Origin of the sequence: Vibrio zhanjiangensis, from assembly GCF_030161235.1 — a bacterium.
In the GTDB taxonomy this organism is placed as follows: Bacteria; Pseudomonadota; Gammaproteobacteria; order Enterobacterales; family Vibrionaceae; genus Vibrio; species Vibrio zhanjiangensis.
The window spans coordinates 1-21284 of sequence record NZ_BSPW01000062.1 but is presented as its reverse complement, the minus strand read 5'-3'; the positions used below and the strand labels follow the sequence as shown (position 1 = coordinate 21284).

The following is a 21284-nucleotide window of genomic DNA, read 5'->3' as shown; positions in this document are numbered from 1 at the left end:
ATGAAAATATTGATGAAATAGGATTAGGTGGAACTTATCGGTGAATTGGGCGCAATACCCCAACTAATAAACCAATATCAGTTGAGGAAACACCTTGGTCTTCAAACCACAATGCCCAAAAAGGCAAATACACACCATAGGCAAAAAAGAATCCAACAAAATACTGGGATACCCAATTAAAGGGTGAAGTGGCTGACATAACCGCCTCAAAAAGCATATGAAATCTGATGCGACATTATCCTTATTTACTGACACAATTAAAGGAAATAATTCCTCATCTATATTTTTATATACAAACACTAAGGCGCAATATTCGACCAAAGTCGTCTAGCGACAAGCCACAGATTTGTCAAACTTTGCGCATGTATCATTTTCTGCTTTGAGGTTTGAAATGCCAGATAAATTTAACTTCAGCCTGCCACCATTTGATTGCCTTGACACAGAGCAGAAAAATACCTTGCTTGGCAACATGGATATTGCCTACTTCCGTGACAACCAATATCTACTTAAAGCCGGTGATAAAAGCCAACATCTGCATATTATTATCAAGGGCATCGTTGAAGAAAGAAGCCGTTGTGGTAATGAAATTTTTGCTCACTACACCAATGACGACCTATTTGATGTTCGTGCATTGCTTGATGACGCCGTTCGCCATGACTACGTAGCATTGGAGGATACCTTAGTCCACCTTGTACCTCGTTCGGTATTTATTGACTTGTATAACCAAAATGGTCAGTTTGCAGCCTATTTCGACAAGAGTTTGGCCAGGCGCCAAGAACTATTGGACGCCGCTCAAAAACAACAAAGCTTAGCCGAGTTCATCCTTACTAAAGTGGACTCAAATCTTTGTCACCCACCTTTGATATTCGCCCCAGACGTTTCACTCCACGAGGCAACCATACGCCTGAAAGAATCAGGATGTGACGCTGCTTTAGTGCGACTCAATAATAATGACTCTCGACTTAACACAGATACTCAGCCACTGCCATTTGCGATCATCACCAGAACCAACATGCTCCATGCGGTGATCTTAGACAAACGATCCAGTGATACTCCTATTGGCACCATTGCCAGCTACCCTGTTCTTCATGTCGGCCAAGGTGAGTTTTTGTTTAATGCCCTGATAAAAATGACCCGACATCGTTATAAACGTGTCATGGTGACAGATGGAAAAGAAGCCGTGGGTATGCTCGATATGACGCAAATTCTTAGTGCCTTTTCAACCCATTCCCACGTGTTGACCTTGAGCATTGCTCGCGCATCGACCATTGATGAACTGGCAGCCACTTCAATGCGTCAGAGGCACTTGGTCGATGGGTTGTTCTCAAATGGCATCCATATTCGTTTTATTATGGAATTGATGTCTGCTGTTAACGAACAAATTATTGAGAAAGCGTTCGAATTAATTGTACCTCCTGTGATGCACAATAAATGTTGTTTGATTGTCCTAGGCTCAGAAGGGCGTGGCGAACAGATATTGAAGACAGATCAAGACAACGCACTTATTCTCCAAGACGAACTCAATTGGCCAGAATCAGGCCAAGTTATGGACTCTCTCACTCATACACTCAACCAACTTGGTTATCCGCTGTGTCCTGGCAAAGTTATGGTCAACAATCCTGCGTGGGTAAAAAACCAAACCTCATGGCGAGATACCCTCAGCAGATGGGCAAAAGCGCCGTCAGGAGAGGATATTATGAACCTGGCTATTTTCACCGATGCTCAAGCCGTTGCTGGAAACCAACAGCTTCTCACGCCTATCCGTCAACACCTCAAGCAAATCATGCAAAATAATATGCTGGCACTGATGGACTTTACTCGACCTGCGGTACAATTTTCCCTCCCTTTAACCTTGCTGGGAAACGTAAAATATGACAAGCGAGGCATTGATATCAAAGCGGGTGGCATTTTTCCTGTCGTCCATGGCATCCGAGCGCTCACACTCGAATATGGATTAGGCGCTAACAACACGTTTAAACGCATTGAACAGCTGCTCGATAAAAAGATTCTTGAACCTGATAGCGCAGAAAATCTTACCGAGGCTTTAAAATTGATGTTTAAGCTGCGTTTGCGCCAGCAACTCGACAAACAGCATACCCACAACAATATCGTGCTTGATGACTTAGATAGAGCCGAGCGAGACCTACTGCGTCATAGTCTCCACGTGGTTAAAAAGTTCAAACAGTTTCTCAGCTTTCATTATCAAATTAGAGACTGAAGATGAATTGGCTACAACGTTATTATTGGTATGTAAAGCTCAAGCATTCTCCTTATAGATCGCTATTCACCCGACATCAAGAGAAAGGGTATGTCGCTATCGACTGTGAAACGACTGGGTTAAACCCCAATACGGCCGAGCTTGTCACCATTGCTGCAACAAAAATCATTGGCAATAAAATCATCACCAGCCAACCCTTTCATGTGAAGCTCAAAGCCCCCAAATCCTTGAGCGAAAAGTCAATAAGGGTTCATCAAATACGTCACCAAGACCTCAAATACGGCCTTGATGAAAAAGAAGCTATCATACAATTAATTGAATTTATTGGTAATCAATCGCTAGTGGGCTATCACGTCCGCTATGATAAAAAGATTCTCGACATCGCCTGCAAACGCCATCTTGGTTTTCCCTTGCCCAATCCAATTATTGAAGTAAGCCAAGTTTACTATGATATGTTGGTAAAACACTTACCCAATGCGTATTTTGATCTCAGCTTAGAGGCCATTTGCCACCATCTCGGTTTACCCATCTGCAATAAACACGATGCGCTGCAAGATGCGATTTCGGCGGCATTAGTATTTGTGCGGTTAAAGAACGGTAGCCTGCCGAGTTTGGACTCACCACGTCGAAAGCCAAACTCGCCTCACACCCTATAAATCAACATCACTGACTATAATTTATACATCCATATTGGCAATGCAGATAAAACTCAAAGAACCATAAGCTCTAATGTCTAATTTCTCATCCTAAAGTCTAATTGTCGAATTGGCCCAAGTACTAGAAAGTGATAGGTATAGTGATTTTCAATGACTAGAACGTATTTTAAATGGACATTTGCTCAGTTCTAAATGAAGTGAGCACAAGGAGAACAACAATGAGTGAAGCCCACATTTATCCGGTAAAAGAGAATATCAAAAATACCACCCACGCGGATAATGAAACCTACCTCGCTATGTATCAGAAATCACTCACCAACCCCGAATCTTTCTGGGAAGAGCAAGGTAAGATCGTCGATTGGATAAAACCATTCACTAAAGTAAAAAGCACGTCATTTGATACAGGCCATGTGGATATTCGATGGTTCGAAGACGGCACGCTCAACGTTTCAGCGAACTGTATTGACCGCCATTTAGCCCAACGAGGTGACGACGTCGCCATCATCTGGGAAGGGGATAATCCTGCTGAAGATAAAACGCTGACATTCAAACAACTCCACCAGCAAGTGTGCCTTTTTTCAAATGCGCTAAAAGCGCACGGAGTAGGTAAAGGCGATGTGGTTTGCCTTTATATGCCAATGGTGCCAGAAGCGGCTGTTGCTATGCTCGCTTGTACTCGTATAGGCGCGGTTCATACCGTGGTTTTCGGTGGTTTTTCACCAGAAGCATTGTCCGGTCGAATTATTGATTCAGATGCTAAAGTGGTGGTGACAGCGGATGAGGGCATTCGTGGTGGCAGAGCGGTACCACTGAAGAAAAATGTCGATCAAGCATTAGAAAACCCCAATGTCAAAACAATACAAAAAGTATTTGTACTCAATAGAACAGGTGGTGACGTAGATTGGCATCCTGAACGTGACGTCTGGTGGCACGAGGCTACAGCGTCGGTTTCTGATCATTGTCCTGCGGAAGAAATGAGCGCGGAAGACCCGTTATTTATTCTTTATACCTCAGGCTCAACAGGCAAACCTAAAGGTGTACTTCACACGACTGGCGGCTATTTAGTGTATGCCGCCATGACGTTCAAATACGTATTTGATTACCAACCTGGGGAAACTTTCTGGTGTACCGCTGATGTGGGCTGGATAACGGGTCACAGTTATCTCATCTATGGACCGCTTGCCAATGGTGCTAAAACGATACTGTTCGAAGGTGTACCTAATTACCCAGACACCAACCGCATGAGTCAAGTTGTTGATAAGCATAAGGTAAACATTCTCTATACCGCCCCTACCGCTATTCGCGCCTTAATGGCAAAAGGTGATGAGGCGATAAAAGAAACTTCACGTAGCAGCCTACGCATTATGGGCTCGGTCGGTGAACCTATTAACCCAGAAGCATGGGAGTGGTACTACCGAACCATTGGCAATAGTCAATCCCCTATTGTAGATACTTGGTGGCAAACCGAAACTGGCGGCATTTTGATTACGCCTTTACCCGGTGCCACAGCTCTAAAACCGGGTTCAGCTACTCGACCATTTTTCGGTGTTCAGCCTGCTCTAGTCGACAATATGGGGAATATTGTAGAAGGTGCTGCGGAAGGAAACCTTGTTATTCTTGATTCATGGCCTGGCCAAATGCGTACCGTTTACGGCGATCACGAACGTTTCGAGCAAACCTACTTTTCGACTTTTAAAGGCATGTATTTTACCGGTGACGGTGCAAGACGTGACGAAGATGGTTACTACTGGATTACCGGTCGTGTCGATGATGTCCTTAACGTTTCGGGCCACCGAATGGGGACAGCGGAAATTGAGTCAGCCTTAGTTGCATTTGATAAGATTGCTGAAGCGGCTATTGTCGGTATTCCACACGACATCAAAGGTCAAGCCATCTATGCTTACATTACACTCAACGATGGCGAATTCCCAAGTGCAGAGCTGCATAAAGAAGTGAAAGATTGGGTTCGTAAAGAAATAGGGCCGATAGCCACTCCAGATGTATTGCATTGGACCGACTCTTTACCTAAAACTCGCTCTGGTAAAATTATGCGCCGCATTCTCCGTAAAATTGCCACTGGTGATACCAGCAACTTAGGTGATACCTCAACACTGGCAGATCCGAGCGTTGTTGATAGATTAATTGCCGAAAAAGCGACACTTTCATAAATTTGGTCGTTATATATCGGTAGAGTACCAGTTTGCGAGGCTTTACCGACAGAGCTGTTTTTTTTGTATCAAAATACATTTAAATAAGCTAAGGCCGTCACATATGTGACGGCTTTTTATTCATCTGAAGCTATTTATTACATCAAAATCCCAATCAAACGCCTCAAATTTGTTATCTTGGTAACAGTTTGCTATTTGACAATTAGGAGATTAGACCAGTAATTTGCTGCTAAATGTAATGAATTAGCTATAATCTGTGTCTATTTTGAAGACTCAGCATAAATTTTTACAAAATATTCATGCTGAATCGACAATATTATGGGAAAATTCCAGTTCGTCTTATGAAGTAGGAAGATAGCAGCACAATGACCGCTAAATTACGCATTCTTGTCTTAAATGGTCCAAATTTAAACCTGTTAGGCCTGCGCGAGCCAGCTCACTACGGCTCTCAAACCCTATCACAGATTGTCGACACATTAGTCAAGCAAGCTCAAGCAGCTGGTGTTGAACTAGACCACCTACAGTCAAACCGCGAATATGAGCTGATCGAAAAAATCCATGAGTCTGTGGACAAAATTGATTTTATTATAATCAATCCAGCTGCATTGACACATACCAGTGTGGCACTAAGAGACGCTCTGCTTGGAGTTTCGATCCCATATATTGAAGTACATTTGTCCAATGTGCACGCCAGAGAGCCCTTTCGCCATCATTCTTATCTGTCAGATAAGGCACAAGGGGTGATTTGTGGCTTAGGTGCACAAGGTTATGAATTTGCTTTGTCTGCCGCAATACAAGCGCTACAAGCCAATTAACTATACATGAACACTCTGCAGCTCTATGTGGGCTGTCTTATTCACAAGATAAAAGAGAAAGAAAAAGATGGATATCCGTAAAATCAAAAAGCTTATCGAGTTAGTTGAAGAGTCTGGCATTGCTGAGCTAGAAATCTCTGAGGGTGAAGAGTCGGTGCGCATCAGTCGTAACAACACGGGTATTGCCCCTGCTCCTGTACAATACGCTGCGCCTATGGCTGCACCAGCCGCACCCGTTGCTGCGCCAGCTCCGGCAGCCGCTCCAGCAGCAGAAAGCTCGGTACCTTCAGGACATCGCGTCCTTTCTCCAATGGTAGGAACCTTCTACCGTGCGCCAAGTCCTGACGCCAAGTCATTCATTGAAGTAGGTCAATCTGTCGCAGCAGGTGAAACACTATGTATTGTTGAAGCAATGAAGATGATGAACCAAATCGAAGCCGATAAGTCTGGTGTCGTGACGGCTATTTTGGTTGACGACGGCCAGCCAGTTGAGTTCGACCAACCACTTGTTGTTATCGAATAATAGAGGTCATCTCTTATGTTAGATAAATTAGTCATCGCGAACCGAGGTGAAATTGCCCTTCGTATACTTCGCGCATGTAAAGAGCTAGGCATCAAGACCGTTGCTGTGCATTCAACCGCCGATCGTGATTTGAAACATGTACTTCTTGCCGATGAGGCTGTTTGTATTGGTCCTGCCCGCGGTATCGACAGCTATCTGAATATTCCGCGTATTATTTCAGCAGCTGAAGTTACGGGTGCCGTAGCCATTCACCCTGGCTACGGCTTCCTTTCTGAAAATGCCGATTTTGCAGAGCAAGTCGAGCGCAGTGGCTTCATTTTTGTCGGTCCTAAAGCGGAAACCATTCGCATTATGGGCGACAAAGTCTCAGCTATCAATGCAATGAAAAAAGCGGGGGTACCATGCGTACCTGGCTCAGATGGGCCACTCAATAACGATGAGTCAGCCAACAGAGCGCACGCAAAGCGCATTGGTTACCCAGTGATCATCAAAGCCTCTGGTGGTGGTGGTGGTCGCGGTATGCGTGTGGTTCGCTCAGAAGGTGAACTAATTGAAGCGATTGCGATGACTCGTGCAGAAGCCAAAGCGGCCTTTAACAATGATATGGTTTACATGGAAAAGTTCCTTGAAAATCCACGTCACGTTGAAGTTCAAGTGATCGCTGACGGTCAAGGTGGTGCTATTCACCTCGGTGAGCGTGATTGTTCTATGCAGCGTCGTCACCAGAAAGTGGTCGAAGAAGCACCTGCGCCTGGTATTACGGCTGAAATGCGTAAATACATTGGTGAACGTTGTACTCGCGCTTGTCTTGAGATTGGCTATCGCGGTGCAGGTACATTTGAGTTCTTGTATGAAAATGGTGAGTTCTACTTCATTGAGATGAACACCCGTATTCAAGTAGAACATCCTGTTACTGAAATGGTCACTGGTGTTGATCTTATCAAAGAGCAACTGCGTGTAGCTGCAGGCCAGCCGTTGTCGTTTACTCAAGACGACATCAAAATTCGTGGCCATGCGATTGAGTGCCGAATTAACGCCGAAGACCCTGAACGTTTCCTTCCCTCTCCAGGCAAGATCGAACGCTTCCATTCACCGGGTGGCATGGGTGTGCGTTGGGAGTCTCACATATACGCCGGTTATACAGTACCACCTCACTATGATTCCATGATTGGTAAGCTCATCACTTTCGGTGAAAACCGTGATGTCGCTATTGCTCGGATGAAAAATGCACTCGGTGAGATGATTGTTGAAGGCATAAAGACCAATGTTTCTCTGCAAGAAAGCATTATGAATGATGAAAACTTCCAACACGGCGGTGCAAACATTCATTATCTTGAGAAAAAACTCGGCCTACAGTAAATTCAAGTTTTGATTCTCCAATAGGCAGCCGTGGCTGCCTATTTTATTTCCCTTTCCTTTGTGGAACTCCTCAGGCAGTTTTGTCACAATAACCTCTTCTTTACATGCTGCATTCTATCTCTTAGCTAACATTGTTAACCCAATCGGACTCTCTTGATGAAAACATTATCTGAGCGCTATCAACAAGCCAATAAAGAGGCGAAATGGGCTGTATGCCTTGCCCTAGCGTATTTTGTTTGGTGGTATGTCTCCGCTTATCTCATTTTCCCAGACCCGCCAAAAGAGACACTGCCTGAGCTCTATTTTGGATTCCCCTTGTGGTTTTTATTTGCCTGTGTCATTGGACCTGTCGTGTTTACTTTGCTGTGCGCACTGATGATCAAATACCTCTACCAAGATATGTCTTTCGATATAGACGAGGAAAATCATGAACAGTGAGCTGATCATTCCACTCGTTATTTATTTGGTGATTGTTTTTGCCTTCGCTTTTTATAGTCAATCTCCACGCAACAACAAACAAGACTTTCTCAGTGATTACTTTCTTGGTAACCGCAGCATGGGCGGCTTTGTGCTCGCCATGACACTTGCTGCCACATATGCGAGTGCCAGTTCATTCATTGGGGGGCCGGGAGCTGCCTATAAAATGGGGCTTGGCTGGGTGTTACTGGCAATGATCCAACTTCCTGCCGCTTGGCTGACACTGGGCGTCTTGGGCAAAAAATTTGCTATCGAAGCGCGAAAACACAATGCTCTCACCCTAAATGATATCTTGTATGCTCGATACCAAAGTCGTGCCGTGGTGGTATTAGCTTCATTGACCCTACTGCTGGCCTTTTTCGCCATCATGGTTGTGCAATTTGTTGGCGCTGCTCGCTTACTTCAAACGGTCACAGGGCTAAGTTATCTTCAAGGGTTAACTATCTTTGCCATCACTGTGGGAATATACACAACGATAGGTGGCTTTCGTGCGGTGGTCATGACCGATGCTGTGCAAGGTGTCATGATGATCATAGGCACTATCGCACTTCTGATCGGCGTCATTCATGCCGGTGGAGGGCTTAGTAACCTAGTGAGTGGCTTACACCAAATAGATCCAAGCCTTCTCAGTCCCTACGGACCCGACCATTTCCTCTCCCAGCCTTTTATGCTGAGTTTCTGGATATTGGTCTGCTTTGGTGTGATTGGCTTGCCACATGCTGCGGTTCGCTGCATGTCATACAAATCAAGTCAATCCTTACATCGTGGCATGATCATCAGCACCGCTATGGTGGCATTTTTAATGCTTGGTATGCATCTATCTGGCGCGTTAGGTCGGGCGATAGTGCCGGATATTGCGAGCCCAGATCAAATTATGCCAACCTTGATGGTCACTGTTTTGCCTCCAGCAATCGCAGGCATATTTTTAGCAGGTCCAATGGCGGCGATCATGTCAACCATTGACTCACAACTTATTCAGGCCTCTGCCACTTTACTCAAAGACCTATACCTAAACTACGTCAATCCCAAAGTGATTGATGACTCACATGCACCGAGAAAGCTATCAAGGCTATCATTTTGGATAACGGGTATTTTCTCTGCTCTGGTATTTGTGGCTGCAACCAATCCACCCGAAATGATCATTTGGCTAAACCTACTCGCATTTGGTGGCATGCAAGCAGTTTTTCTCTGGCCTTTGGTCCTTGGTCTCTACTGGAAAAAAGCGTCAGCAGCAGGCGCTCTGTGGTCCATGCTAAGTGGTTTAATTTGCTATGTTAGCCTTTCAATCATCAAACCAAATCTGCTTGGCGTTCACACTATCGTACCAACATTAATCGTAGGGTTTATCACATTTGTGCTGGCTAGCATCGCTCGTCCAAATACAGAAGCCTCCCGTTAAATGAGAGCTTTTTGTACAAAACAAGATCGTGATAGACTCCACTCCCTAAAAACACAGCGAATCGAATATTGGACTGATTATGCCTTGGATTCAAATTAAACTGAACGCGACCAACGAGAATGCAGAACAAATTGGCGACATGCTGATGGAAGAAACTGGGGCTCTCTCTGTCACTTTCTTAGACGCACAAGACACGCCTGTATTTGAGCCTCTTCCCGGTGAAACTCGCCTTTGGGGTGACACTGATATATTAGCTTTATACGACGCCAACGCAGACACCAAGTCTATTATTGAGCAGATCAAATTAAGCGGGCTTTTAGCGCAAGATTTTGCTCACAAAATCGAACAGCTTGAAGACAAAGACTGGGAACGCGAATGGATGGACAATTTCCATCCCATGAAGTTTGGTCAGCGTCTATGGATTTGTCCAAGCTGGCGAGAACTCCCCGAACCTGATGCTGTCAATGTCATGCTCGACCCTGGGCTTGCGTTTGGAACCGGTACTCACCCGACCACAGCGCTATGCCTAGAATGGCTAGAAAGCCTAGATTTATCTGGCAAAACCGTGATTGATTTCGGTTGTGGTTCAGGCATTTTAGCCATCGCAGCCATTAAGCTCGGCGCACAAAGAGTCATTGGAATTGATATCGATCCACAAGCTCTTATCGCGTCAAAAGATAATGCTGAGCGCAATGGTGTAGCCGACCAACTTGACGTTTTTCTCCCACAAGAACAACCAGAAGGCTTAGTGGCCGATGTCGTTGTCGCCAATATTTTAGCCGGACCACTGCGTGAACTTTCAAGCGTGATTTCTTCTCTCGTCAAGCCAAATGGAGAGCTTGCAATGTCTGGAGTTCTCGACACTCAAGCTCAAGATGTCGCCACCTACTATCACGATGTGTTCGATATTGACCCCATAAAAGAGCAAAATGAGTGGTGCAGAATTTCTGGCCGCAAGTTGGCTTAAAGAAGACTTTTATCGTTAATTGACTGATTTTTAGGCGTTTTGTAAAAACAATTTGTAAATGCTCAAATATTAGTCTTTTCACGGCGTGAAAAAATGCGTAAAATGCGCGCCCTTGCTGGTATAGAAGTGTGATTTAGTGTTTTGAAAATCGGAACTCATCAACTCAAGAATAATCTTATCCTTGCGCCCATGGCGGGTGTCACTGATAGACCCTTTCGCGAGTTATGTCTCCGTTATGGTGCGGGAATGGCCGTCAGTGAAATGATGTCATCAAATCCTAAGCTATGGAAAACGTCTAAATCAAAACAGCGCATGGTACATCAAGGCGAATCGGGCATTCGCTCTGTACAGATTGCAGGAGCAGATCCTCAACTGATGGCTGACGCTGCACAGTTTAGTGTTGAAAATGGTGCTCAAATCATCGATATCAACATGGGCTGCCCTGCTAAAAAGGTGAATAAAAAGCTGGCGGGTTCTGCACTGCTTCGCTACCCAGATATCATTGAAGATATTCTCAAAGCGGTCGTTGATGCAGTGGATGTCCCTGTGACACTAAAAACTCGCACTGGCTGGGACCCAGACAACAAAAACTGTGTCCAAATCGCTAAGTTAGCCGAAGACTGCGGCATACAAGCTCTTGCACTCCATGGGCGCACAAAAGCGTGTATGTACAAAGGAGAGGCCGAATATCAAAGCATTAAAGCGGTTAAACAAGCAATCTCAATTCCGGTTATCGCTAACGGTGATATCGATAGCCCAGAGAAAGCAAAGTATGTGCTTGAGTATACAGGTGCAGACGCTTTAATGATTGGCCGTCCCGCCCAAGGGCGACCATGGATTTTTCAGGAAATCCAACACTTTTTGGAAAACGGCACCTCGATGACTGAGCTTCCAATTTCGGAAGTTAAAGACATCCTGCTTGGTCATGTTAATGCTCTTCATACATTTTATGGCGAGTATTTGGGTCCACGTATCGCGCGAAAGCACGTAGGTTGGTACCTAAAAGAGCATGAACAGGTAAGTGAGTTTCGCCGTACCTTCAATGCTATTGATGCAGCAGAGCTGCAGCTTGAGGCATTAGAAGGTTATTTTGATAACGTTGCATCATAAATAGAGAAGAGCTAGACCGAATATGTTCGAACAAAATCTGACTTCAGAAGCCTTAACAGTAACTACAGTAACATCACAAGACCAGATTACTCAGAAGCCTTTACGCGACTCTGTTAAAGCATCTCTTAAAAACTACTTGGCACAACTCAACGGCCAAGAAGTCACAGAGCTATACGAATTAGTTCTAGCCGAAGTTGAACAACCACTATTAGACACCATCATGCAATACACTCGTGGTAACCAAACTCGTGCGGCAACTATGATGGGTATCAACCGCGGCACTCTTCGTAAGAAACTAAAAAAATATGGCATGAACTAATCCGTTCATCGCATTATTATAAATACATAAAGCCGCGATTTTATCGCGGCTTTTTACTCAATGGGTTCAATTCCCTTTGACTAAAAGCGTATCCGACGGCTCCTGCCATTTCATCGCAACATAGTCATCACCGTAGTATTTTTCCATCTCACTCTTAACCAACCTCGCGCAAAGTTTAAAGCGACAAAAATGCTGATCCTATCTAGACCATGAGACTGGCCATTCACTAATTGGATGTTTGCTGGATTTGCTCTGGCAGCAATAATGCCAGCAAGAGCACCATCTTGATTATAAACCCCTCCCCCTTGAGAACATTACCACTGGGGCTCATACCAAATGTCTCGACGCTTTGACTTGGATAGACCAAACCAAATTTAGGCTGACGACGGAGCGTATTTGTCGACTCAACTATCGCTAGATCACATTGAGGATGATAAGCAACGACTTTATCATAATTGAGCTTAGCCACATGGGCGACGGTGAGACTGAGTTCAGGAGTGATAGGGGTACTGGTTCCAAAACCAAACAACAATAGTGGAACCCAGTCAGCTCATAGTCAAAGGTCAGGATGCTCAACCACAACCGTCAATTGACCGTTGTTACCAGTACAACCAACAAGAATCGAAGAGACTAGCAGCACACAGGCGTATGAACTTGAATACAACCATTTCATCCTTCCCTCCTTCGTATAATGTCCTGCGACGGTTCATATTGCAGTAGCATTGAGTTCGGTGGTGCTACCTTAAGTGTAGGAACGTTTTGACAAAGAAAAGGTCAGATGAGAGTAGCGTCGTATTAATTTTTATTAGTTACATAAAAATCAATACGTTATCAAGGAAGCATTACTCGCTCGCTAAAGCACTTAGAATTGAACAATGACTTGCGTTGTCGTCGACATGACCACAGCACGCATCATTGATTTTCTTGAGCGCGGTACGAATGCGGGTCAATTCAGTAATTTTTTCATCAATCAGTATCAGTTTAGCGCTCGTGATCGCTTTCACTTCAGCACAACTGTGTTCCGTTGCTTCCAAATTAATCTCAAGCAACTCACGTATTTCTTCAAGACTCAAACCCAAATCTTTCGCTCTAAGTATAAACCCTACCTGCCTCTGATTCTCTTCATTGTATAAACGGTATCCTGACTCACTCCGCCCGATGGGCTTAATTAAATTGTTCTTTTCGTAAAAACGCAGTGTATCTGTCGTAACACTGCAGCGTTTTGCAAGTTCTCCTATTTGGAACATAACGACCCTTATTGCCTATTTGATTAATTTTCATATCAAAGTACGTTGTTTTTGTAATAATTTCACCCATGCCAAACGATTGCGCGAGCTTTTTTACAATAAATTAGTTAGAATACGCACACTTCAATTTGGAGATGGTACAAATTCCAATCAGGACAAGGTCTTTGCCAAAGCTGACCTCTATCTTAATACCCAGCGCATGCTTGGTATTGTATGAAAAGCTCAAGAGCAGGTTCATTTTTGGCAAATATCTTACCCAACGTATTAACTCTGTGATTTTGAGGAAATAGAAGCATGACTAACGCTCGTCCCATTCGCCGCGCATTAATCAGCGTATCAGACAAAACCGGTATTGTTGAGTTTGCTCAAGCTCTTGCAAACCGTGGTGTTGAACTGCTATCAACCGGTGGTACAGCTCGCCTATTGACAGAAAATAGTATCTCTGTCACTGAAGTATCGGATTACACTGGTTTTCCAGAAATGATGGACGGCCGAGTGAAAACGCTTCATCCAAAAGTTCATGGTGGCGTGCTAGGTCGCAGAGGCCAAGACGATGACGTCATGGAAACACACGACATCAAGCCTATCGACATGGTGGTGGTCAATCTATATCCATTTGCAGAGACGGTCGCGAAACCCGGTTGTACCCTAGCTGACGCAGTCGAAAACATCGATATCGGTGGACCCACCATGGTACGTTCAGCAGCAAAAAACCACAAAGATGTGACTATTGTGGTAAACGCTCAGGATTACAACCATGTTATCCAAGAGATGGATGCTAACAACAAATCACTCACACTTGATACGCGTTTTGATCTTGCGATTGCCGCATTTGAACACACAGCAGCATACGATGGTATGATTGCTAACTATTTTGGTACTATGGTTCCTTCTCATAATATTTTGTCACTGGATGAAGAAGGGAAGCAAGCAGACCAAGAATCAAAGTTCCCGCGTACTTTCAATCAACAACTCATCAAAAAACAAGATATGCGCTATGGCGAAAATAGCCACCAAGAGGCCGCTTTCTATGTTGAGGCGAATCCAGAAGAAACCTCTGTCTCCACCGCTAGGCAGATCCAGGGTAAAGCCTTGTCATACAATAATATCGCAGATACCGATGCCGCTCTTGAATGTGTAAAAGAGTTCGATGAGCCTGCCTGTGTAATAGTGAAACACGCCAATCCATGTGGTGTCGCACTAGGCAACGATATTTTGCAAGCTTATGACAGTGCTTATACAACCGATCCAACCTCAGCCTTTGGTGGCATCATCGCCTTTAACCGAGAGTTAGATGCCGAAACGGCTCGTGCTATCGTTGAGCGCCAATTTGTTGAAGTGATCATTGCTCCTTCCGTATCTGCTCAGGCGATTGAAATCGTAGCGGCAAAGAAAAACGTTCGTTTGCTCGAATGCGGTCAATGGTCAAGCAAAACAACGGGTTTCGATATTAAACGTGTCAATGGCGGCTTGCTTGTTCAAGACAGAGATCAAGGAATGGTGAGCTTAAACGACCTTAAAGTGGTCTCGAAACGTCAACCAACAGAAGCAGAGCTAAAAGATGCACTCTTTTGCTGGAAAGTGGCCAAATACGTAAAATCCAATGCCATCGTTTATTCAAAAGGCGATATGACCATAGGCGTCGGTGCAGGACAAATGAGTCGTGTTTACTCTGCGAAAATTGCGGGTATTAAAGCGGCTGATGAAGGGTTACAAGTCGAAGGCTGTGTCATGGCATCCGATGCTTTTTTCCCATTCCGTGATGGTATAGACGCTGCCGCTGAAGCCGGGATTAAATGTGTCATTCAGCCAGGAGGTTCGATGCGTGATGATGAAGTCATTGCCGCTGCAGATGAACATGGCATGGCGATGATTTTCACAGGTATGCGTCACTTCCGCCACTAGTTTCTCGTTAAGCTTGATACTATGGTAATACTCCGAATGACAGCTCCGAGGTAGCCGTAGTATCAATGGCTTTAAAAAAGACATTTTGAGATTAAGGACTTTTGAACATGCGAATTTTAATTATTGGTTCTGGTGGTCGCGAGCATGCACTCGCTTGGAAAGCAGCACAAAACCCAAAGGTAGAAATCGTGTATGTTGCACCCGGTAATGCAGGCACAGCACAAGAGCCAAAGCTGGAAAATGTAAATATTGGTGCTGAAAGCATTTCTGAATTAGTCACCTTTGCTCGAGATAAACAAATCGATCTCACCATTGTCGGCCCCGAAGGACCTTTGGTCATCGGTGTGGTTGATGCGTTCAGAGAAGCAAAGCTGCCTATCTTCGGTCCAACACAAGCCGCAGCACAGCTAGAGGGCTCAAAAGCTTTTACGAAAGATTTCCTCGCTCGTCATAACATCCCAACCGCTGCCTACGCAAACTTCACTGAGATTGAACCAGCACTTGCTTATGTTCGACAGCAAGGTGCTCCTATTGTTGTAAAAGCTGACGGTCTTGCTGCTGGCAAGGGGGTGATTGTTGCCATGACCCTAAAAGAAGCTGAAGATGCTATTGAAGACATGCTAGCAGGAAATGCCTTCGGCGAGGCAGGCAGCCGTGTCGTAATAGAAGAGTTTCTCGACGGTGAAGAAGCCAGTTTTATTGTTATGGTTGATGGGAAGAACGTTCTGCCAATGGCAACGAGCCAAGATCATAAGCGTGTCGGGGAAAAAGATACTGGGCCCAACACCGGAGGTATGGGCGCATACTCTCCAGCGCCAGTGGTCACACCAGAAATACATGAACGCATTCTTCAAGAGGTCATATATCCTACCGTTCGTGGTATGGAAGCAGAAGGCCATCCATACACTGGCTTTCTATATGCAGGCTTAATGATAGATAATGCAGGAACGCCAAAAGTGATTGAGTACAATTGTCGCTTCGGTGATCCCGAAACACAACCTATTATGATGAGAATGGAATCTGATCTGGTTGAGCTCTGTTTAATGGCCGTAGACGGCAGACTTGATCAAGCAGAATCAAAGTGGGACCCTCGCGCATCAATTGGTATCGTGCTCGCCGCTGGTGGCTACCCACTAGAATACGCAAAAGGTGATGTCATTTCTCTACCAACTAGCCAGACGACAGACCAAAAAGTCTTTCACGCAGGCACTAGCCAAAATGATGCTGGAGAGATTGTTACTAACGGGGGACGCGTTCTTTGCGCTGTCGCATTAGGACATAGCGTATCTGAGGCTCAGAAGCTCGCATATGAGCTAGTCGATGAAATTAGCTGGGAAGGTATGTTTTATCGCAGTGACATAGGTTATAGAGCGATAGAGCGTGAAAACGCATAATTCATGCTTTCAATCTTAAAGGCGCACAAAGCGCCTTTTTTATATCTGATCTTTTTCTTCTAGCAAGCTCGGCCTTTCTATACAGGCTTGCTCTTCTCCTGAAAGCAACAGCAACTCTTCAACCACAACTCGATTTTTTTTCCGCGTTCCAACAAAAGCGACGTAGTTCTCTACATCAGATAAACGATTGACAACAAATGAAGGTAATGTTTGATTAAACTCTAGATGATCGTAGCTTTTCCCTTTGCAGGTTTCAAAGTGAGCCCCATCCCAATAACCTTGGATCAGCTTAAAGCCTTTTTTATCTTGAGCTTTCGCTACACTCGCCACTCTTTGTGCATCATCAACATATCGTGTTAGCTCATCGGGCTTAATCGGAAGGATTTTTCCATCAAGTCGAAACTGCTGATAAATCGCCTCGCCTTCTTTGTTAAATCGAATATGTACGCGATAGTCTACTAGACCATCACCTTTAATTTGCTCACCCTCTCGAATCATCTCTCTGAGTTTTCCCTGAGACCAGCGATAATCACTGTGATACCAACCGTAATCGCCAGCAGTCACATAATCAGCCGCAGAATTTGGGGAAGCAGTCTTTTCTGTATACCAGTACAAACTAGTCGCATCTCCAGCACTTTGACCACCGGTGTAGTATGAGTATTGCTCCTGATTCGGCAGCGGCGAACGACTAGCGCAGCCAAGAATAAGAGAAGTGATTAGAGAAGAGAGTATAAATTTTTTCATTGCAATGATGCGCCAAGACAAAAGACAACCTTGGCGCATTATAAGTTATTTTACAGCGTCTTTCAGGGCTTTCCCTGCCACAAATGCTGGAACATTTGCTGCAGCGATTTGAATCTCAGCACCAGTCTTAGGGTTACGACCAGTACGTGCTGCACGGTGGTTTACTTTAAATGTACCAAAACCAATTAGTTGAACTTGGTCACCCTCTTTAAGTGCCTCTGTCACCCCTTCGAGAGTTGCTTCAAGAGCAGCTTTCGCTTGAGCTTTAGATAGATCTGCTTTCTCTGCAATAAAGTCGATTAATTGGGTCTTGTTCATTGGGTTTCCCTTCTTATTAGGTTATCAAATTCAGCTCACTCTAAAACATAAATGCCCTATCTGGCAAAGGTTTGTAAGCGATCTTTCGTTTTAATGACGTACTTTTAACCATAATATGAGTAATAACTCACAATTTGTTACCTTCATCTCATTTTCTGGTGCTTGTTTTCAGACCTAAACTACCTTACTTATAGGGTATTAGTTTCAATAAAGCGTGATATGGTGGGGGCTGAGCAAGAGCACAACGTTCATATAACAGTCACCCTCAAAGGCTGACAAAGAAGACATTAAGACCGGTAATTCTGCTTACCAAGTGAAGTCAAATTACCGATAGTGAAACAAGGGTTCGACATCCTTTACGCCATCTCGTAAAGCCATATTAGCATAGGAAATTTATGTTACTGCTCACCATATACATCTCAATTGCCATTGGCATATCTTTTATTTGTTCAGTGCTAGAAGCTGTCCTGCTCAGCATTACGCCTAGCTATATTGCTCAGCTTCGCCAGCAAGCACACCCTGCTGCCAATAAATGGTCGAAGCTTAAAGCAGATATAGATCGTCCGTTGGCATCCATTCTGACACTCAATACTATCGCGCATACCATAGGCGCCGCGAGTGCAGGTGCGCAAGCGACTGTCGTTTTTGGTAGTGAATGGCTAGGGGTATTCTCCGCTATTTTAACTTTAGGTATCCTTGTGCTGTCTGAAATTGTACCCAAAACCTTGGGTGCAACCTATTGGCGCCAGTTAGCCCCTCTAACGGCGATCACACTGCGTTGGATGGTCTGGGCTCTCACGCCATTTGTCTGGTTCTCTCAACAAATCACCAAGCGTTTATCAAGTGGGTCTCAAGAGCCCAAAATGCGAGATGAACTCTCTGCGATGGCAATCCTAGCCAAAGAAAGCGGCGAGTTTGCTAAAGGTGAAACAAAAATATTAAGTAACCTGCTTGGTATCCAAAATGTCCCCGTAACCCAAGTAATGACACCTAGGCCCGTTGTGTTCAGGGTCGACGCTGAGATGACCATTGACCAATTCCTTACTCAGCATCGAGATACCCCCTTTTCAAGACCACTCATATACAGTCAATCTAAAGACAATATTTTAGGTTTTGTTCATCGTTTAGAAATATATAAACTCCAGCAAATTGGGGGAGGAAATCGACAATTAGGCGCCGTAATGAGACCTATCTATGTTTTACTCAACACGTTACCTTTACCCAAAGCTTTTGAGCAGATGATGGCGAGAAGGCTTCATCTAGCCATGATCGTCGATGAATATGGCACTATCCAAGGCATCCTAACATTAGAAGATATTTTTGAGCACCTAGTTGGCGAACAAATTATAGACGAAGCAGACAAAACGCCTGATATGCAGCAACTGGCTTTTGAACGTTGGGAAAAATGGAAGGCCAAACATGGTGTTATTGAAAACAGAGATGAAGACTAAGAGGCTCCCCACTCTGTTGCCAAAGATAAGAAAATGGGGCTTGGTGCCCCTATCGAGTTATTACACAGATAGACCGATATTACTGACGCCCTCTTCCCTAAGCTCAAGTCGTAAATCTTTAATTAAGTCGATATCTCTTTCATGGGCATCTTTCAGCGGACGAAAAATAGCCCATTGCACATCCCATTCCTCGCTGACCGATTGATTATCCTTTTGATTTTCATTCGTTACTTCAATGCCCGTTTGTGCCTGTTCAAGATCAGCAACCGTTTGTACCGACAACTGACTAATTTTTTGCATGCTGTCGAACAGATCATCTCGGTCAAGTAAACCATGCAATAAGGTTGACAGACCCACACATGCATCAATAGCTGGGTAAACACCATAAAATTCGAAATCTTCCGAACTGGGGATGATCTCTTCTAGTTTCTCCAATTGGCGTTCGAAATTGACCTTGGCATTTTTAACCGTCAGTTGCTCCCAAACACTATCAAGAATATCGCGATAAATTCGAGATTCAGAGAAGGCGGTAGTATCACAAAACTTCGCATAATTGGGATACATACGTTCACACAGACAGGCCATAAAGGTAATCTGTTTCCATGGTTCTAACTTCTCAAGACGAAGTTGGAGAGGGTTCTGTAGCATAAGGACTCATTGATTCAGAAATGGACTGCAGAAGTTTACTTGATAACCAAAGTGGAAAAAAGCCAAGCCGATGAAGAAATTTACCAACCATGTTTATTTACTTACCGAACATGATGATACTTACCAAAAATTACTGGACGAGATGAATTTACCTGACTTAGAAGTAATAGATAAGCCTTGTGATGCTAATATTCTTCTCGCCTCACCACCTCTATTGACCAAAAACATAGAAAAGTTCCCAGCACTTGAATGGGTTCAGTCTGTATATGCTGGCGTAGATGCGCTTACATCCATAACAACAGATGATTTCATACTGACAAACGTAAGAGGCATATTTGGCCAACCCATATCAGAGTATGTGATGGGTTACTTGATTGAGTACTTTCGCCACTTTGCCCACTATCGCGAGGCACAATGCCATTCACGCTGGCAGCCCAAACACTACCACTCTCTAGAAGGCCTAACCATGTTGACTCTTGGTACGGGCTCCATTGCAAGCCATCTCGCAAAAGTAGCCCAAGCGTTTGGTATTAAGGTGATCGGAATCAATCGAAGTGGTATTCCCGCAATTAACTCTCCTTTCGATGAAACCTACCATATCCAGGAGCTTAATAGTGTCTTGAGCCAAGTCAATATCATCGTCAATACGCTACCTAGCACACCACAAACCTACCGTATACTGGGTGAAAATAGCCTATCTCAATGCTCATCAGCATTATTATTTAACGTCGGACGCGGAAACGCAATCTGTGCAAAAAGCCTACTCGATGCACTCGAAAACCAATCTATTCAACACGCATTTCTTGATGTTTTCGACGAAGAACCTTTAGACGAGTCTAACCCTATGTGGCGCCACCCAGCGATAACAATTACACCACATATAGCCGCCGTTAGCTTTCCTGAAAAGGTTATCGACATTTTTGCGCAAAACTATCAAAGATGGAGAGATGGATTTACTTTACTCAATCAAATCGATTTGGCAAAAGGTTATTAATGCTTGAAGATTTACTCAATAAAGTTCGTCTATGCAAGCACTGTGAGCCAGACTTGCCGTTAGGAGCAAAACCTATTATTCAAGCGAGTAAAAATGCCAAACTATTGATCATAGGACAAGCTCCGGGGATCAAGGTCCACCAAACTGGTACACCTTGGAATGATCAGAGCGGCGATAAGCTGAGATTCTGGCTAGACATTGATAAACCGACTTTCTACAATGCAAATAACATTGCCATTATGCCAATGGGTCTCTGTTATCCAGGTAAAGGAAAAAGTGGCGACCTTCCCCCTCGAAAAGAATGTGCCCCTTTATGGCATAGCCACGTCTTAGCGCAGTTACCCAATATCAGTATGACACTCTTAATTGGCAATTATGCACAAGCTTATTATTTAAACAATAAGCCAAATACACTTACAGAGACTGTCCGAATATGGCATCGATGGGCACCTCAATATTTGCCATTACCACACCCTTCTCCGCGAAATATCGGCTGGTTGAAAAGCAATCCTTGGTTTGAAGATGAGGTAATTCCCTTCATCAGACAACAGGTCCATCAAACCTTGCAATTG

General features: G+C 44.3%; 21 protein-coding genes and 1 pseudogene. 16 read left to right on the top strand and 6 right to left on the bottom strand.

Translation table 11 applies throughout. The features are described 5' to 3' along the window. Positions 1-55 precede the first annotated feature (55 nt). Positions 56-199: pseudogene (locus QQK21_RS14395) on the bottom strand (3-phenylpropionate MFS transporter); the annotation flags it as partial. Between the two features lie 192 nt (positions 200-391). On the opposite strand from QQK21_RS14395, the gene QQK21_RS14390 reads away from it, so the two are divergent. The 11 genes from QQK21_RS14390 to fis all read left to right on the top strand — a co-directional run bounded on the left by QQK21_RS14390 (position 392) and on the right by fis (position 12011). Beyond that, a complete protein-coding gene (locus QQK21_RS14390) occupies positions 392-2218 on the top strand; it encodes a DUF294 nucleotidyltransferase-like domain-containing protein (protein ID WP_284192881.1) in 1827 nt (608 codons plus the stop codon). A 2-nt stretch (positions 2219-2220) separates the two neighbouring features. Then, entirely contained in the window at positions 2221-2874 is a 654-nt protein-coding gene (locus QQK21_RS14385) for a 3'-5' exonuclease (protein WP_284192880.1), read from the top strand. Positions 2875-3092: 218 nt separating this feature from the next. After that, positions 3093-5042 (top strand): acetate--CoA ligase, encoded by a 1950-nt coding sequence (acs, locus tag QQK21_RS14380; RefSeq protein WP_284192879.1) that lies wholly within the window; start codon positions 3093-3095, stop codon positions 5040-5042. Between the two features lie 365 nt (positions 5043-5407). Then, positions 5408-5857: a type II 3-dehydroquinate dehydratase gene (gene aroQ / locus QQK21_RS14375; RefSeq protein ID WP_284192878.1), complete on the top strand. Its 450-nt coding sequence runs from the start codon at positions 5408-5410 to the stop codon at positions 5855-5857. 67 nt (positions 5858-5924) lie between these two features. Next, positions 5925-6380 carry an acetyl-CoA carboxylase biotin carboxyl carrier protein gene (gene accB / locus QQK21_RS14370; protein ID WP_284192877.1) on the top strand — a complete coding sequence of 152 codons (456 nt, stop codon included), beginning with the start codon at positions 5925-5927 and terminating at the stop codon, positions 6378-6380. Positions 6381-6395: 15 nt separating this feature from the next. Continuing rightward, a complete protein-coding gene (gene accC / locus QQK21_RS14365) occupies positions 6396-7739 on the top strand; it encodes an acetyl-CoA carboxylase biotin carboxylase subunit (RefSeq protein WP_284192876.1) in 1344 nt (447 codons plus the stop codon). 156 nt (positions 7740-7895) lie between these two features. Further along, the gene (locus QQK21_RS14360) at positions 7896-8177 is read left to right on the top strand and encodes a YhdT family protein (protein WP_284192875.1); all 282 of its coding nucleotides are present in this window, start codon (positions 7896-7898) and stop codon (positions 8175-8177) included. Next, a complete protein-coding gene (gene panF, locus QQK21_RS14355; RefSeq protein ID WP_284192874.1) occupies positions 8167-9615 on the top strand; it encodes a sodium/pantothenate symporter in 1449 nt (482 codons plus the stop codon). Before QQK21_RS14360 ends, panF begins: the two co-directional genes overlap by 11 nt. Positions 9616-9694: 79 nt before the next feature. Further along, positions 9695-10582, top strand: a complete 888-nt coding sequence (gene prmA, locus QQK21_RS14350) for a 50S ribosomal protein L11 methyltransferase (protein ID WP_284192873.1) — start codon at positions 9695-9697, stop codon at positions 10580-10582. 141 nt (positions 10583-10723) lie between these two features. Beyond that, positions 10724-11692 (top strand): tRNA dihydrouridine synthase DusB, encoded by a 969-nt coding sequence (gene dusB, locus QQK21_RS14345; RefSeq protein ID WP_284192872.1) that lies wholly within the window; start codon positions 10724-10726, stop codon positions 11690-11692. A gap of 22 nt (positions 11693-11714) precedes the next feature. Then, positions 11715-12011: a DNA-binding transcriptional regulator Fis gene (gene fis / locus QQK21_RS14340; protein ID WP_000462885.1), complete on the top strand. Its 297-nt coding sequence runs from the start codon at positions 11715-11717 to the stop codon at positions 12009-12011. 226 nt (positions 12012-12237) lie between these two features. Here the strand turns inward: fis and QQK21_RS14335 are convergent, their stop codons facing one another. Together QQK21_RS14335 and zntR are read right to left on the bottom strand one after the other, a co-directional pair. Then, positions 12238-12543: a hypothetical protein gene (locus QQK21_RS14335; RefSeq protein WP_284192871.1), complete on the bottom strand. Its 306-nt coding sequence runs from the start codon at positions 12541-12543 to the stop codon at positions 12238-12240. Between the two features lie 310 nt (positions 12544-12853). Then, positions 12854-13258, bottom strand: coding sequence for a Zn(2+)-responsive transcriptional regulator (gene zntR, locus QQK21_RS14330; RefSeq protein ID WP_284192870.1), 405 nt, complete (start codon positions 13256-13258; stop codon positions 12854-12856). Between the two features lie 294 nt (positions 13259-13552). On the opposite strand from zntR, the gene purH reads away from it, so the two are divergent. After that, on the top strand, positions 13553-15163 hold the full coding sequence (purH, locus tag QQK21_RS14325) for a bifunctional phosphoribosylaminoimidazolecarboxamide formyltransferase/IMP cyclohydrolase (protein WP_284192869.1): 1611 nt from the start codon (positions 13553-13555) through the stop codon (positions 15161-15163). A gap of 107 nt (positions 15164-15270) precedes the next feature. Next, a complete protein-coding gene (gene purD / locus QQK21_RS14320) occupies positions 15271-16557 on the top strand; it encodes a phosphoribosylamine--glycine ligase (RefSeq protein WP_284192868.1) in 1287 nt (428 codons plus the stop codon). A 39-nt stretch (positions 16558-16596) separates the two neighbouring features. Here the strand turns inward: purD and QQK21_RS14315 are convergent, their stop codons facing one another. Further along, positions 16597-17301, bottom strand: a complete 705-nt coding sequence (locus QQK21_RS14315; RefSeq protein WP_284192867.1) for a DUF1481 domain-containing protein — start codon at positions 17299-17301, stop codon at positions 16597-16599. Positions 17302-17346: 45 nt separating this feature from the next. Continuing rightward, entirely contained in the window at positions 17347-17619 is a 273-nt protein-coding gene (hupA, locus tag QQK21_RS14310) for a nucleoid-associated protein HU-alpha (protein ID WP_284192866.1), read from the bottom strand. A 395-nt stretch (positions 17620-18014) separates the two neighbouring features. On the opposite strand from hupA, the gene QQK21_RS14305 reads away from it, so the two are divergent. Continuing rightward, positions 18015-19070: a CNNM domain-containing protein gene (locus QQK21_RS14305; RefSeq protein WP_284192865.1), complete on the top strand. Its 1056-nt coding sequence runs from the start codon at positions 18015-18017 to the stop codon at positions 19068-19070. Positions 19071-19130: 60 nt separating this feature from the next. Here the strand turns inward: QQK21_RS14305 and QQK21_RS14300 are convergent, their stop codons facing one another. After that, positions 19131-19718, bottom strand: coding sequence for a YjaG family protein (locus QQK21_RS14300; RefSeq protein WP_284192864.1), 588 nt, complete (start codon positions 19716-19718; stop codon positions 19131-19133). A gap of 70 nt (positions 19719-19788) precedes the next feature. Here QQK21_RS14300 and QQK21_RS14295 point away from each other — a divergent pair, with 70 nt between their 5' ends. Next, the gene (locus QQK21_RS14295) at positions 19789-20712 is read left to right on the top strand and encodes a D-2-hydroxyacid dehydrogenase (RefSeq protein ID WP_284192863.1); all 924 of its coding nucleotides are present in this window, start codon (positions 19789-19791) and stop codon (positions 20710-20712) included. Beyond that, positions 20712-21284, top strand: a 573-nt coding sequence (locus QQK21_RS14290; protein ID WP_284192862.1) for a uracil-DNA glycosylase family protein, incomplete at its 3' end; no start/stop codon positions are given. The genes QQK21_RS14295 and QQK21_RS14290, both read left to right, overlap by 1 nt.

Coding starts and splice junctions, on each gene's coding strand:
- QQK21_RS14390 (WP_284192881.1), top strand. CDS start 392: ATGCCAGATAAATTTAACTTCAGCCTGCCACCATTTGATTGCCTTGAC.
- QQK21_RS14385 (WP_284192880.1), top strand. CDS start 2,221: ATGAATTGGCTACAACGTTATTATTGGTATGTAAAGCTCAAGCATTCT.
- acs (WP_284192879.1), top strand. CDS start 3,093: ATGAGTGAAGCCCACATTTATCCGGTAAAAGAGAATATCAAAAATACC.
- aroQ (WP_284192878.1), top strand. CDS start 5,408: ATGACCGCTAAATTACGCATTCTTGTCTTAAATGGTCCAAATTTAAAC.
- accB (WP_284192877.1), top strand. CDS start 5,925: ATGGATATCCGTAAAATCAAAAAGCTTATCGAGTTAGTTGAAGAGTCT.
- accC (WP_284192876.1), top strand. CDS start 6,396: ATGTTAGATAAATTAGTCATCGCGAACCGAGGTGAAATTGCCCTTCGT.
- QQK21_RS14360 (WP_284192875.1), top strand. CDS start 7,896: ATGAAAACATTATCTGAGCGCTATCAACAAGCCAATAAAGAGGCGAAA.
- panF (WP_284192874.1), top strand. CDS start 8,167: ATGAACAGTGAGCTGATCATTCCACTCGTTATTTATTTGGTGATTGTT.
- prmA (WP_284192873.1), top strand. CDS start 9,695: ATGCCTTGGATTCAAATTAAACTGAACGCGACCAACGAGAATGCAGAA.
- fis (WP_000462885.1), top strand. CDS start 11,715: ATGTTCGAACAAAATCTGACTTCAGAAGCCTTAACAGTAACTACAGTA.
- zntR (WP_284192870.1), bottom strand. CDS start 13,258: ATGTTCCAAATAGGAGAACTTGCAAAACGCTGCAGTGTTACGACAGAT.
- purH (WP_284192869.1), top strand. CDS start 13,553: ATGACTAACGCTCGTCCCATTCGCCGCGCATTAATCAGCGTATCAGAC.
- purD (WP_284192868.1), top strand. CDS start 15,271: ATGCGAATTTTAATTATTGGTTCTGGTGGTCGCGAGCATGCACTCGCT.
- QQK21_RS14315 (WP_284192867.1), bottom strand. CDS start 17,301: ATGAAAAAATTTATACTCTCTTCTCTAATCACTTCTCTTATTCTTGGC.
- hupA (WP_284192866.1), bottom strand. CDS start 17,619: ATGAACAAGACCCAATTAATCGACTTTATTGCAGAGAAAGCAGATCTA.
- QQK21_RS14305 (WP_284192865.1), top strand. CDS start 18,015: ATGTTACTGCTCACCATATACATCTCAATTGCCATTGGCATATCTTTT.
- QQK21_RS14300 (WP_284192864.1), bottom strand. CDS start 19,718: ATGCTACAGAACCCTCTCCAACTTCGTCTTGAGAAGTTAGAACCATGG.
- QQK21_RS14295 (WP_284192863.1), top strand. CDS start 19,789: ATGAAGAAATTTACCAACCATGTTTATTTACTTACCGAACATGATGAT.